The sequence below is a fragment of the Clostridium thermopalmarium DSM 5974 genome (genome assembly GCF_002995795.1).
Classification (GTDB): Bacteria; Bacillota; Clostridia; order Clostridiales; family Clostridiaceae; genus Clostridium_H; species Clostridium_H thermopalmarium.
This window is the reverse complement of record NZ_PVXN01000027.1, coordinates 16,300-30,127: the sequence shown is the minus strand read 5'-3', so window position 1 is coordinate 30,127 and position 13,828 is coordinate 16,300. Positions and strand designations below refer to the sequence as shown.

Genomic DNA, 13,828 nt, shown 5'->3' with positions numbered 1-13,828 from the left:
TGTGTTACAATTATTTCGAGCCATAGTGAGCACCTCATGTTTTGTTTTCTTGTCAAAAACAATTATACATGATTTTCTCACTATGGTTTTTCTTTTTTATCTATTGCATTTGATTATACAATGAACCAATTGAATTTTAAGATTTTATATTAGTCATTACAAGATTTATTGATTTCTTCATCACTAAGATGTTTTTTATAGATATATATTTATAATATACTATTCTATAAAAAATATAATGTTACACACTATTGATAAAAGGAAAATAAGTAATACATAATTAATAAAAAAATAATAAAGCTAATTCTGTAAGGAATATAGATAAAGATTGACTATAATAAGAGTTGTAGACTAAAATAGAAGTCAAGATAAAGTTTACATTAAGATTAATATTTTAAATATAGAAAATCATAATATAAGGTAAGGTGAATATTTTAATGATAAATATAGGCAAGATTCAAACTTTAAAGGTAGCAAATATTACAAAGATAGGGGCTTATTTAGACGCTGTAACAGGAGATAGTAAGGATAACATACTTCTGCCTAATAATCAGCTTCCAGAAAAAATAGAAGTAGGAGATGAAATTGAGGTATTTGTATATAAGGATTCAAAAGATAGACCTATTGCTACAAGAAAAAAACCTTTAATACAAGTAGGAGAAATTGCAACCTTAGAAGTAAAAGAAATTACAGGAATAGGTGCTTTTTTAGATATGGGTTTAGAAAAAGACTTACTTGTACCTTTTAAAGAGCAAAAATATAGGATGCAAGTTGGAAAGAAGTATTTAGTAGCAGCTTATGTAGATAAAAGTAAAAGATTAACTGCTACTACATATGTAGGAAGATTTCTTCATACTAACAGTCCATATAAGTATGGAGATTGGGTTAAGGGAACTGTTTATTCAATAAGTGATGAAATTGGAGCTTTAGTTGCAGTTGATAATAAATATAAAGGTTTAATACCTAAAAGAGAGTGTTATGATGAAATAAAGATTGGGGATGAAGTAACTTGTAGAGTTGCAAAAGTAAGGCAAGATGGTAAACTAGATTTAGCTATGAGAGATGTTGCATATAAACAGATAGATAGCGATGCAGAAGTGATTCTTAAAAAAATTGAAAGATATGACGGATTTTTACCTCTTAATGATAAAAGTAATCCAGAAGATATAAAGGATAGACTAAAAATGAGCAAAGCAGCTTTTAAAAGGGCAATTGGTAAATTATTAAAGGAAGGTAAAATAGAGCAAACGGAAAAAGGAATAAAGTTAAAGTAGATATGTTTTAGGAAAGTTCCCAATGAATATAAAAATTATGGCTCATTTAAGACATATTAAAATTAAATGATATAATATATACAAATTAATTATAAGTCAATACGTGGGAGTGAAATGAATGAAGTTTAATAGTGTGGAGGTGGCTAAAGCTGCTATCAGATTAGCTACTAGTGAGAGAAGCGAAGAAAAAAAATTAGAAGATGAGTTTAGAAAAAAAGATATACTAACAGCTGCCGTAGATGTAGGTGGAAATCTTAATGAATCAATTCCTAAAATAATGGAAAGAGCTTTAGTTGCTGCAAAGAGAACAGGAATTATAAAAGATTGTCATGTTCATGATGGGGCTGTTGTTGGAGCTGCAAGAGAAGCTATAATGCAGGTATCAGCTAAAGCAAATGGGCTTAATGTAGGAGGAAAAATAGGTATAGCAAGAGGCGGAGAGCATATAAGTGTTTGTATATTTATGAGCATAGGACTTCTCCATTTAAATGAAATAGTAATTGGTCTAGCACATAGATCTATACCAAACGACTAAACTAAAAAGGCAATATATAAGTTTAAATGAAATGCATAAGCGAAGCGGAAAGTAAGTTAAAGTAGTGAGATGCTTAAGTTAAATAAGAATTTTGAATCGATAAGCATTGACAGTTAGTTCATCTTAGTGTAAAATATAATAAATTAAGTAAAAGACTATAACAAAAGTTAAATTTAAGTAGTAGAATAGAAGTAATAAAGAAAATGAAGTCAGTTTAAAAATTTAGTAGAATGGTTTAAAATGTAGTATGGAAGAATAGAAAGCAGGCTAGAAGTTGTTAGTTTAAGATTAAAGACTAGCAACTAGAGATTATTGATTAAAAATCGTAGTGTAGTAGGATGGTAGGAGATATAGTAATAACAAGCAATATATAATATGCCGTATATGATTAGTATATTTACGGATATATTATGTTTTATTATATGTTGATAAATCAACTCTCCTATTAGGAGAGTTTTTATTTTTATAAAAAATAAAAATATATGGAGGATGGTAGTATGGTAGTTAAGAAAATTTTAATGTTAGTGGGTAGTTTATTAGTAGTAAGTGCTTTAGGAGGATGTTCAAATTCAAAGGCAACTTCTTTAGGCGCAGGAGAATCAAAGAATGAATTAGTTAAGATAGGAATTACTCAAATAGCTGAGCATCCAGCTTTAGATTCAGCAAGAGAAGGCTTTATTGCAGCTCTTAAGGATAAAAATTACAAAGATGGAGTAAATATAAAGATAGATTTTGAAAATGCACAAAATGATATGCCAACAACTCAGACTATTGCTGAAAAATTTGTGAATGATGATGTGAATTTAATTGCAGCAATATCCACACCTTCAGCTCAAGCAGCATTTAATGCTACTCAAAAGGCAAATAAAAATATTCCTATAGTTATAACAGCAGTGACAGATCCTGTAGCGGCTGGACTTGCAAAGTCTTTAGATAATTCAGGCACAAATGTAACAGGAACCTCTGATGCTGTACCTATAGAGAGACAATTTGAACTTATTAAAAAGCTAGCACCAAAGACTAAAAATATAGGTATTATTTATAATACTAGTGAAATTAATTCAGAGCTTCAGATAGAAGCAGCAAAAAATGCGTCAAAAAGTTTTAACTTTAATATAGTAACTTCAGGTATAACTAGCAGCAACGAAATACCACAGGCTTTGGACTCAATATTAAATAAGATTGATATATTATATATTCCTACAGATAACATGGTAGCATCAGCAGTATCAACCATAACTAAGATATGTTATAGCAGAAATATACCTGTTATGGGTGCTGAAGCAGCTCATGTGAAAAATGGAGCAGTTGCAACTGCAGGTATTGATTATTACAAGCTTGGATATGAAACAGGGCTTAAGGCTGTGGAACTTATAGAAGGAAAAAAACCAGAAGAGGTTTCAATAACCACTTCTAAAGAAACTAGTCTAGTTATAAATGAAGATGCAGTTAGAAAGCTAAACATGACTGTTCCAGAAGAAATTTTTACTAAAGCTGAGAAGGTAAAAGGTGGTGTTGAGTAATGATAAACTTTATAATAGGCATATTAGAACAGGGATTAATTTTTGCTATAGTATCCCTTGGAGTATATATAACCTATAAGATATTAGATTTTCCAGATTTGTCTGTAGATGGCACATTTCCTTTAGGAGCAGCAGTTACTGCCTTATGTTTATCAATGGATATGAATCCATTTTTGGCTTGCATTTTATCTATGATTGCAGGAATGGCTGCAGGTATAATCACAGGTTTGCTTCATGTTAAGCTTAAAATAACAAACTTACTTTCAGGAATATTGGTCATGATAGGTCTATATTCTATAAATTTAAGAATAATGGGAAAATCTAATGTACCTTTCTTTGGATTTAATACCATATTCACGGTCACAAGATTTATAAAGCCTATAATATTAATAGTGATATGTTCTATTATGGTTAAGGTATTACTAGATATATTTTTAAAGACAAAAATAGGATTTTTATTAAAAGCTGTTGGGGACAATGAGCAGCTAGTGACTTCCCTTGGAATAAACAAGGACATGATTAAAGTTATGGGACTTAGCATTTCTAATGGATTAGTAGCTCTAGCAGGTTCTATAATGGCACAACATCAAGGTTATGCAGATGCAGGTATGGGAACAGGTACTGTAGTAACAGGGCTTGCAGCAGTAATATTAGGAAGTTCACTTTTAAAGAGTTTGAAGTTTGTAAAGGCTACAACTATGTCTCTTTTAGGAGCGATTGTATATAAATTAGCTGTAGGAGCAGCACTAAGGTTTGGCCTTGAGACTACGGATTTAAAACTTATGACAGCTTTAATCGTTATTGTCGTGTTAGGAGCTAATAATTTTAAGATTGCCATTGGACTTAGAAAAGATGGAAAGGAGAGAGCAGTAGTTGCTTCAAATAAAAAATCTATACAAAGTATTCAATAAAGATACAGCAAATGAAAATGTAGTCTTTAACAATTTTAACTTTAAAGTAGATGAGGGGGATTTCATAACTATAATAGGAAGTAATGGAGCGGGAAAGTCTACCTTATTAAATTTAATTTCTGGAACTATAAAGCCAGATGAAGGAGTAATACAACTTAAGGATAAAGAAATATCTAAAATGCCAGAGTATGAATGTACTAAGTTTATAGGGAGGGTTTTTCAAGATCCTTCAATGGGAACAGCACCATCTATGACTATACTAGAAAATATGTCTATGGCATATAACAAAGGAAAAAGATTTGGGTTCAGTTTTGCTGTTGATAAAAATAATATAGAGTATTTTAGGGGGCTTTTATCGGAATTGGAACTTGGGCTTGAAGATAAACTCAATACTAAGGTAGGGCTATTATCAGGAGGACAAAGACAAGCACTGGCTATAATAATGACGGTTATGGGAAATCCACAGATTTTGCTTTTGGATGAGCACACAGCAGCTTTAGATCCAAAGACTTCTGAAAAAATAATAGATTTAACTGAGAGCATAGTAAGAGAAAAAAAAATGACTACATTGATGGTAACTCATAACTTAAATCATGCTATTAACTTAGGAAATAGACTTATAATGCTTCATCATGGAGAGATTATTCTAGACATTAGAGGAGAAGAAAAGAGGGGGCTTACTATAGAAAAACTATTAAAATACTTTGAAAATAATTTCAAAGAAGATGATTTACTAAGTGATAGAGCATTGTTTTCATAACACGAAGAAAAAGCATTTTAGAATTTGGGGCATTCTAAAATGCTTTTTTAGTGATTAGTAACTTTAAAGCTGACTGTCTAATAGTATGTAGTAGAGAAATATTCAGAGGTGATAAGCATTAGCAAAAAGTATCTTGGAATAGATATAAAACGGTGCAAGTTTTTAGGCAAGGGCAGAGAAGGAAGGGTATATTTAACTTCTGAAGGATATGCATTAAAGATTTTTAATAATAAAAGTAGTTGCAAAAGCCAGTACAATATATTAAAGAAAGTAGAAGGCAGTAAGTATTTTCCTAAAGCTATAGAAATGTCGGACAAGTGTATGCTTAGAGAGTATATAGAAGGTATAGCTCTATATGATTATGTAAAAAAGCGTGGATTATCGAAGGATATAGGAATTAAATTAATTGAACTATTAGAAGAATTTCGTAGGTTGGGATTTACTAGAATAGATATATCAAGTAAAAATATATATATAGAAAGCGGCGGAGACATTAAGGTAATAGACCCAAGAAAATCTTACAGTAAGAAAAGGGATATACCAAGAATGCTCTTGAGAGAGTTAGAAGCTCTTGGAGTTTTGGATGAATTTATAAAAGTAACTTTAGAAGTAAGGCCTAATTTGGTTGTTAAGTGGATAAATGCAATAAATAAATTAAGTAGAATAGCTTGTAAAAATGTTAGAAAATCATCAGCTTAAAAGTTATGGGCATCTAACTTATAATATTCTCATATTATAATTATATAAAGTATGTGAAACAAGGAGATATTTATGGATAATTTCCATAGAAATAAAAAAGATAAGAAATGTCTTGAAAGTTATAAAAATAATGCGGGATTAGATTTAAGTGGATGTAAATTTCTTGGGGAAGGGCATCATGGGAAAGTGTTTTTAAGGAAAGACGGCAAGGTTGTGAAAATATGTACTACTGCTAAAAGCTGTAAAAAAGAATATGAAATTTTAAGAAGAGTAAATGGCTCCAAATACTTTCCCAAAGTTTATGAGTATAATAACATATATATGGTAAGAGATTATGTGGAAGGACAATGTCTAAAAGACTATATTAAGGTATACGGGCTTAGCAAAACCTTAGCTTTAAATGTGATAGAATTGCTAGAAGAATTTAAAAGACTAAACTTTACAAAAATTGATATTAGATGTAAAGATATATTTGTTCAAAAGGATGAGTCTGTTATGGTAATTGATCCTAAAGGATGTTACACAAGGAATGTAAAATATCCTAGGCACCTTATGAAAGGATTAAAAAAATACATGTATTTAGATAAATTTCTTAAGGTTTTAAAGGAAGAAAGACCCGACCTGTATAAAAATTGGATTATAAAAAATGGAATTAAAGAAACATAATTTAAGAAAATTGCACCGCAATTTTCTTAAATATAACATCACGTATGGAATTTGCGTTTAAGAAAGATTCTAATGCTTGTTTAACGCTTTATACAATGCAAATCCCATGCGTGATGTTTAATATATCAACAATTCACGTGAAAAGTTTTGGATGTGTTGCCGCAGTCAAAACTACAATTATCCTCCAAGAGTAATATCTTGAGTATTATACCAATTTAGTGCTTGGAAAAAGTGAGCCTTATTAAAGTCTGGCCAATAATCATCTACTACATAAAAGTCTGAATATATGGACTGCACTGGCAAGAATCCGCTTAACCTTCGCCTTCCGCCCCATCTTATTATAAGATCAACTCTAGAGATATCATTAGACTTTAAACATTTAGTAATGTCGCGTCTATTGCTGCTTTTATTATTTACAAGATCTCCTAAATCCCATTCCCATCCATAGTTTACTAAGAAGTTTACTTTGATTCCACCTTTACCAAAAGTTTTTCGTGTTGTATAAGGTAAAAGTTCTGATGGAAACATAGGAGATTTAGAGTTTCCAACTACTAATAACTCTGCATCTTCTTTGCTTAACATTTCTACTGCATCAATACATGCCTTGGTGAAAGCTATTCTTTGAACAGTAGGTCTTTTTGTGTTATCTGTAGTAAAGCCGTAAAATGTTAATTCTTTTACGCCTAGTTCCTTGCAAAGATGAAATAAAATCAACCCTGGATTTAATCCAGATGCATATCCCTTTTCCTTAGTTAGTCCTTTGTTTACAGCCCAACGTCTATTGCCATCTGGAATAATTCCTATATGATTTGGAATTCTCATATTTTATCACGCTCTCTATTTTTAATATGCTAGGTAGTATTATTTCCAAGTTACAGAATAGTATTCCTTTATTGTTAAGTTTTATTTATATGTAAAACAAAAGTAAAGCTTTAGAGTTTATAACTCTAAAGCATAATACTACCCTTAGGCATATCCATGACTATAGTTATAAATGAGTATATGCAAGTTATAATAAATTCCTTCTTGCTTAGTTTTTAAAGCTATGCACTGGAGCAGGAATTTGACCTCCTCTTTTGATAAAGTCAGCACTGCCAAATTTGTTTACACCCATAATAGGAGCCCTTCCAAGAAGTCCTCCAAATTCAACCATATCACCAATTCCTTTTCCAGGGGCAGGTATTATTCTAACGGCAGTAGTTTTATTATTTATAACTCCTATAGCAGCTTCATCTGCAATAATGCCAGAAATAGTTTCAGCAGGAGTATCTCCAGGAATTGCAATCATATCAAGGCCAACGGAACAAACGCAAGTCATAGCTTCTAATTTTTCTATAGTCAAAGAATTTTTTAATACTGCGTCAATCATGCCAGCATCTTCGCTTACAGGAATAAAAGCACCGCTGAGACCTCCAACCATTGAAGCAGCCATTATTCCACCTTTTTTTACAGCGTCATTTAAAAGAGCCAAAGCAGCGGTAGTACCAGGAGCTCCACAACACTCTAATCCCATTTCTTCTAAAATATGAGCTACACTATCTCCAATCTCTGGTGTAGGGGCCAAGGATAAGTCTATTATTCCAAAAGGCACATTAAGACGCCTTGAAGCTTCTGACGCAACTAGTTGTCCCATACGAGTAATCTTAAATGCTGTTTTCTTTATGGTTTCTGCAACTACATTAAAACTTTCACCCTTAACAAGTTCTAAAGCGCTTTTTACAACACCAGGACCACTTATACCCACATTTATAACACATTCTGGCTCACCAATACCATGAAAAGCACCTGCCATAAAAGGATTATCTTCAACGGCGTTTGCAAATACAACCAGTTTTGCACAACCAAGACCATCTTTATCTGCAGTGAGTTCTGCTGTTTCTTTTATAATATGTCCCATTTCTTTCACTGCATCCATATTAATACCACTTTTAGTAGTTGCAACATTAACAGAAGAACAAACTCTTTCTGTTTCACTTAGGGATTCTGGAATTGATGAAATAAGAATTTTATCTCCAGCAGAATAGCCTTTATGAACTAGAGCTGAAAAACCTCCTATAAAGTTAACATTAACAGCACTAGCAGCTTTATCTAAAGTCTTTGCAAACTCTACATAATTTTTATCATTGCAGCATCCAGCAACTAGAGATATAGGAGTCACAGATATTCTTTTATTTACAATAGGAATACCATACTCTCTTTCTATATCTTCTCCAACGGATACTAAGTTTTCTGCACACTTAGAAATCTTGTCATATATTTTATTACGAGCTTTTTTTCCATCGGAATCACAGCAATCCATTAAGGAAATTGCCATAGTGATAGTTCGAATATCTAATTTTTCTTTTTCTATCATTCTAATTGTTTCCATTATTTTGTCTTGACTAATCATAAACTCACCTCTTCTACACATTATGCATTGAGTTGAATATATCTTCGTGCTGAATTTTTATAGATAGATTTAACTTATCAGAAGTTAAATCTAAAATCTCTTTAATTTCTTTAAAAGATTTTAATGATTGAGATAAATCTACTAACATTATCATGGTAAAGTATCCTTGAAGAATAGTTTGACTTATATCTAAAATATTTACATTAGCTTCAGCTAAGATAGTACTTATTTTAGATATAATTCCTACCTTATCTTTTCCTAAAACAGTCACTATAGCTTTCATAACATACCTCCTAAAATAATGTAATTATAATAAATATGATTTTTTATGTTTAACAGGTAATTATAGAAACTTACTATTTTAAGTTTTCTATGTTTTTATCATATTTAAAAATTTGAGCTGCTAAATATAGATTACTTTTCCAGTACAATTTATAAAGAGTTTGTCCGTTTCTTTTTTTAATGTTTCTATAGCACTTTTTCCTGTACAATGGGAAACACCGAGTAATTGTATATTCATATCTTTAAAACATTGTATAGTTTTATTGATTCTATATGTATCAGCTTCTATAAGATGAGTACCACCTATAATGCCATATATTTTTTTATTTGTTCTTTTTATGATACTATTCACTATATTAACAATACCTAGATGTGAGCAGCCTACAATTACCAACAAACCTTTTGGAGTGTCTATAGTTAGGGCAATTTCATCATCAAAGCTATCAGTATAAAATTTATCATTGATTTTTATTTTCATATTTTTATTAAGAGATTCAAAATTACAACTTCTTTGAAAGTTTGAGATGATGTTTATTTTAGAAGTCAATGCATAGGAATTAGAATTTATATAATTTATAGGAATGTTTTTATCTAGTGTAAAGTCTTCGTTAAAATCTATGCCAATATATTTTAAGTTAGATTTGTTTGCATCTGTTAGATAATATTTTTGGCTATGAGAAAAGAAATACTGGCTTACATACAATTTAGGTTTAGTTTGAATATAATCTAGCAGCGGCTTCATTCCTCCTGCATGATCATAATGACTGTGACTTAAAACAATAAAGTCAACTTTATTTAAATTTATATTTAACTTTTCAGCATTTAAAATAAAGTTGCCACTTTGACCAGTATCAAATAAAATATTACCTTCTTCAGTTTCAATGAATATAGATAATCCGTGTTCTTTGATTAAGGTACTATTGTCTTCGAGAGTGTTTTCTATTAAAGTTACTATTTTCAAAAAATCAACTCCTTGGATTAATTATACAACAGATATAATATAATACAATACTAACTTTTGAAGTTGGTTTAAAATACTCGTAAAAAATATACACATAATCATATTTATTTCTATAAAAACCCTAACTTCAAGGGAAATAGTTGAGAAATTTATGTAAAAACTCTATAATTATAAAGATAGAATTAAAATGGAGATATAGTATTATTAAATGGACTGGGGGGAGGTATTTGATTAGAAAAAGAAGTTTAGGAATATTTCTTGCTTTTGTAGTTATCATGATACTATCTGCATTTGAAGTAGGATTTGCTGTAGATAGTGATTATAAGGTATGGAAATCACAACAAAGTGTAGAAATTGATAAAGCTTGGACAATAAAATTTAGTAGCTCATTGGATAAATCAACAATTAAAGATAACATAAAACTAATAAAATTAGACAGTAAAGAATATATAGATGTAAACATTTGCTATAATGACGACAACAATTCTATAGTGGTTCAACCTTTAGATAGTTATGATTATGATGAAGAATATGAGCTAATCATTGATAAAGGAATAAAGTCATCAAATGGAAAGCTAATACTGCAGGGAATAAAGTTTGACTTTAAAACAAAGGCTCTAGAGGAACAAAATTCTGGCCTTTTGAAAGAAAATTTTGTAAAGCCTAGCAGCGATATATATACTCCTTTAGAATTTTATAATGCTTTAGCATATGCCTTAGCTAATTTTGAGAGCAGTATTATTCTTAAAATAAAAAATTATAATAAATCCATTTATAAATTAGACATTATAAATAATATTTTTCATGATCATCCTAATTTAGACTATGGGTATATTGGCGCTAGAGGGAGTGTATCAAGTTATGCTCATTCTAATGAGGCGATTATGAATATTAAATTTAATTATAGTTATCCTAAAGAATTCATGCAGTATATGAAAAGAACATCTCAAAATAAAGTTAAGGAAATAATAAGTAAAGTTGTAAAAGATGGTATGAGTGACTATGAAAAAGAGTTAGCTCTTCACGATTATTTATTAGAAAACGTAGAATATGATGAAAGACTGTATGATGGAAATATGCCTGAAGAATCCTATACAGATTATGGTGTATTAGTAAAAGGCAAAGGAGTTTGTGATGGTTATGCAAAGGCCATGTATAGATTATTGAACTCTGCTGGTATTGAAACACTATATGTAACAGGGGATGCTATTGATAAACACACTACTGTTCCTCATGCATGGAATATAGTTAAAATAGATGGTGAATATTATAATTTAGATGCTACATGGAATGATCCCATTATATATGGAAGTGATAAAGGAGAAGTTAGACATACTTATTTTAATGTAACAGATGAGACACTATCGAAGGATCATATATGGGATAAAAGCAAATATCCTAAGTGTGTAAGCAAAAAATATGAAGAAATTTTACAATAATCCGTTAATAAAATATTAATAACTTTTTTAATAGTTATATAGTACTGAATTGTAAAAAATATGTTATAATGTATTCAAGATTTAAATTAAATTTTAAAGAAGGAGATATTAATGGAGTATTTTAATAAAGGCTATAAAGTAAAAAAAGAAATGAAAAGCATATTGTTAATCTTAGGAATTGTTTTTTTAACTTTATTTATAGTACAAGGATTGTTTACGCTTCTTCCTCTAGGAATACTTGCATATGCAACTTATAAGTGTGTAAAATTTATAAAGTCAAAATTCATAAAACTTAACAAAAGAGATAATGCAAGGATATCACCATTTAAGATATATAATAAAAGTAGTAAATATGGATATAATGATGAAGTGATTGATGTAGAATATGAAGAAATTAAAGAGTAAATAATAAGAATGGCATTGTATTTTGCCATTCTTATTATTTTATAGAGACAATAAATCTGAGAATTTTTGGTTTTAGTTTTACCTAAATCGGAGGAAATAAAATGAGGATACGACTAGGGTATGTAGCTATTTCACTTAAACTTCCAAAGGTTACATCATCGAGTACGGTAACATTTAAAACTTACTCAAAATTTATATCAGATGAAGAAAAGTTAAATAAGTTAAAAAGGGTAACTCTATCAAATTTAGATGATCTTTATAAAATACTTCAGTATAATGTAGAAAATCAAATACATTTTTATAGGATAACTTCTGCTTTAGTTCCATTAGCAACTCATCCGGAAGTGAAGGACTGGAACTATAGAAGCATATTTAAAAAGGATTTTGAGAGGATAGGAAAGTTTATAATACAACATAATATTAGGATAGATACACATCCAGATCAATTCAACGTAATAAATAGTAAAAGAGAAGATGTTGTAGAAGCTACTAAAAGAAATTTATTTTTTCATGTAAATTTATTTAAAGATATGGGATATAATCTAGGAAAGATGGTACTGCATATTGGGAGTGCGGAAGGAGGAAAAGATAAGGCAATAGATAGATTTATAACTAATTTTAGAGCTTATCCAAAGGATATAACGGAAAAGCTTATCTTAGAGAATGATGATAAGACATTTACTGCAAAAGATGTACTTCATATATGCAAAACTGTTAGTGCGCCTATGGTATTAGATATTCATCATCATTTATGTAATAATGATGAAGATTCTCTGGAGGATATGATAGAGGAGATATTCAATACTTGGAATGAAGAAAAGCTTCCTCCAAAGATTCATGTATCTAGCCCTAAAAGTGGGGAAAAGGATAGAAGACATGCAGATTATATAGAGGTAGAGGACTTTATAAGATTTATAGAAATGTGTAAGCCATTAAAAAGGGATATAGATGTTATGATAGAAGCAAAGCAGAAAGATTTAGCATTGTATAAATTAGTACAAGATATAAAAAGGATTAAAAGCGAGTGGAAATTCATAGATAATACTACTTTTGAAGTATAAACGTGATAAAGTTTATATATTAAATATGATGCAAAATATATAAAAGGATGCTCAGTAAAAACACCGCATATTCTCAAGGGTACGGTGTTTTACATGTAAAGATATTTTGGTGTTGAAAACTAGAATTCAATTATGGTTTTAAACATAAGTTCTGCTGGGTCTATTATAGGTATGCATGTTAGCTTTTCTAATTCTTTTTTTAAGCAAGGGAAATGTGTGCAACCTAATAAAATAGCCTCTACTTTATTGTTTATATAAAATTCTAAAAGTTTCTTTAATGAAAACTTTTCTATTATTTTATCTGAAGATGTATCTTTTTCTATTTCTATAACTAGAGGGAGAATAGACATACCTAGTACATTACAGTTTGGATTTTCTGTTTGGATTACTTTTTCTATGCCTGCTGCACTTTGATTATTAGCTGTCATTAATCCAATAAGGTTATATTTTTTTGCAATCTGTCTATAAGCATTATATGGTGTGATTATATTAATATCTTCTTGCGAAGATAGTTTATCCATATTCACTGCTGCACTCATAGAGTTGCAGTAAATTACTACTGTTTCAAATCCATCATTTTTTATCTCCTTAATTCTGCTTCGAACTTGTTCTGTAAGTGTTTCAGCAGATAGTATTTGAAGTGCAGATTGTTCTTCTGGAGTAGAAGATATAGGATATCCAAAAGCTTGAACTCCTTTAGAAATTAGAAAATTCACACCTAGTTTAGTATCTACTGGCGTACCAGCTATTATAGCTATTTTTGTATTTTTCATAAATTTAGCCCCCATTCAATATTAATGTTATTTATTTTAAAAAATTTCAAGAGTTTATGTGTAAGAATTAAAAAACTATATAATATAATTATAATTACAATTAGTAACATAGTAAACAAAACTTGACATAAATATTAATATATTAAAATT

15 protein-coding genes are annotated in these 13,828 nt (G+C 29.9%); 10 read left to right on the top strand and 5 right to left on the bottom strand.

Annotated elements, in window-relative coordinates; all coding sequences use genetic code 11:
- The first annotated feature begins 437 nt into the window (after positions 1-437).
- The 7 genes from CPAL_RS06100 (at position 438) to CPAL_RS06070 (ending at position 6,368) form a co-directional block, all read left to right on the top strand.
- Entirely contained in the window at positions 438-1,274 is an 837-nt protein-coding gene (locus tag CPAL_RS06100; protein WP_106024269.1) for a CvfB family protein, read from the top strand.
- Positions 1,275-1,392: 118 nt separating this feature from the next.
- A complete protein-coding gene (locus CPAL_RS06095) occupies positions 1,393-1,809 on the top strand; it encodes a HutP family protein (protein WP_106024268.1) in 417 nt (138 codons plus the stop codon).
- Positions 1,810-2,306: 497 nt separating this feature from the next.
- A complete protein-coding gene (locus CPAL_RS06090) occupies positions 2,307-3,332 on the top strand; it encodes an ABC transporter substrate-binding protein (protein ID WP_061858300.1) in 1,026 nt (341 codons plus the stop codon).
- Between the two features lie 2 nt (positions 3,333-3,334).
- Positions 3,335-4,243, top strand: a complete 909-nt coding sequence (locus CPAL_RS06085) for an ABC transporter permease (protein ID WP_106024270.1) — start codon at positions 3,335-3,337, stop codon at positions 4,241-4,243.
- Positions 4,206-5,003: an ABC transporter ATP-binding protein gene (locus CPAL_RS06080; RefSeq protein ID WP_061858302.1), complete on the top strand. Its 798-nt coding sequence runs from the start codon at positions 4,206-4,208 to the stop codon at positions 5,001-5,003. The genes CPAL_RS06085 and CPAL_RS06080 overlap by 38 nt, the downstream gene beginning before the upstream one ends.
- 108 nt (positions 5,004-5,111) lie before the next feature.
- A complete protein-coding gene (locus CPAL_RS06075; protein ID WP_061858303.1) occupies positions 5,112-5,702 on the top strand; it encodes a hypothetical protein in 591 nt (196 codons plus the stop codon).
- Positions 5,703-5,774: 72 nt separating this feature from the next.
- The gene (locus tag CPAL_RS06070; protein ID WP_061858304.1) at positions 5,775-6,368 is read left to right on the top strand and encodes a hypothetical protein; all 594 of its coding nucleotides are present in this window, start codon (positions 5,775-5,777) and stop codon (positions 6,366-6,368) included.
- Positions 6,369-6,545: 177 nt separating this feature from the next.
- On the opposite strand, the gene CPAL_RS06065 is transcribed toward CPAL_RS06070, so the two are convergent.
- The 4 genes from CPAL_RS06065 to CPAL_RS06050 all read right to left on the bottom strand — a co-directional run bounded on the left by CPAL_RS06065 (position 6,546) and on the right by CPAL_RS06050 (position 10,000).
- Positions 6,546-7,190 (bottom strand): undecaprenyl diphosphate synthase family protein, encoded by a 645-nt coding sequence (locus tag CPAL_RS06065; protein ID WP_061858305.1) that lies wholly within the window; start codon positions 7,188-7,190, stop codon positions 6,546-6,548.
- A gap of 208 nt (positions 7,191-7,398) precedes the next feature.
- Positions 7,399-8,757: a PFL family protein gene (locus CPAL_RS06060; RefSeq protein WP_061858306.1), complete on the bottom strand. Its 1,359-nt coding sequence runs from the start codon at positions 8,755-8,757 to the stop codon at positions 7,399-7,401.
- Positions 8,758-8,770: 13 nt separating this feature from the next.
- The gene (locus CPAL_RS06055; RefSeq protein WP_061858307.1) at positions 8,771-9,040 is read right to left on the bottom strand and encodes an ACT domain-containing protein; all 270 of its coding nucleotides are present in this window, start codon (positions 9,038-9,040) and stop codon (positions 8,771-8,773) included.
- A 120-nt stretch (positions 9,041-9,160) separates the two neighbouring features.
- Positions 9,161-10,000, bottom strand: coding sequence for an MBL fold metallo-hydrolase (locus CPAL_RS06050; RefSeq protein WP_106024267.1), 840 nt, complete (start codon positions 9,998-10,000; stop codon positions 9,161-9,163).
- Between the two features lie 227 nt (positions 10,001-10,227).
- Between CPAL_RS06050 and CPAL_RS06045 the strand changes: the two genes are divergently transcribed.
- The 3 genes from CPAL_RS06045 to uvsE all read left to right on the top strand — a co-directional run bounded on the left by CPAL_RS06045 (position 10,228) and on the right by uvsE (position 12,905).
- Positions 10,228-11,439, top strand: a complete 1,212-nt coding sequence (locus CPAL_RS06045; protein ID WP_061858309.1) for a transglutaminase domain-containing protein — start codon at positions 10,228-10,230, stop codon at positions 11,437-11,439.
- A gap of 111 nt (positions 11,440-11,550) precedes the next feature.
- A complete protein-coding gene (locus CPAL_RS06040) occupies positions 11,551-11,844 on the top strand; it encodes a hypothetical protein (RefSeq protein WP_061858310.1) in 294 nt (97 codons plus the stop codon).
- A gap of 101 nt (positions 11,845-11,945) precedes the next feature.
- Positions 11,946-12,905, top strand: a complete 960-nt coding sequence (uvsE, locus tag CPAL_RS06035; protein ID WP_061858311.1) for a UV DNA damage repair endonuclease UvsE — start codon at positions 11,946-11,948, stop codon at positions 12,903-12,905.
- Between the two features lie 119 nt (positions 12,906-13,024).
- Here the strand turns inward: uvsE and CPAL_RS06030 are convergent, their stop codons facing one another.
- Positions 13,025-13,678 (bottom strand): aspartate/glutamate racemase family protein, encoded by a 654-nt coding sequence (locus CPAL_RS06030; RefSeq protein ID WP_061858312.1) that lies wholly within the window; start codon positions 13,676-13,678, stop codon positions 13,025-13,027.
- Between the last annotated feature and the right edge of the window lie 150 nt (positions 13,679-13,828).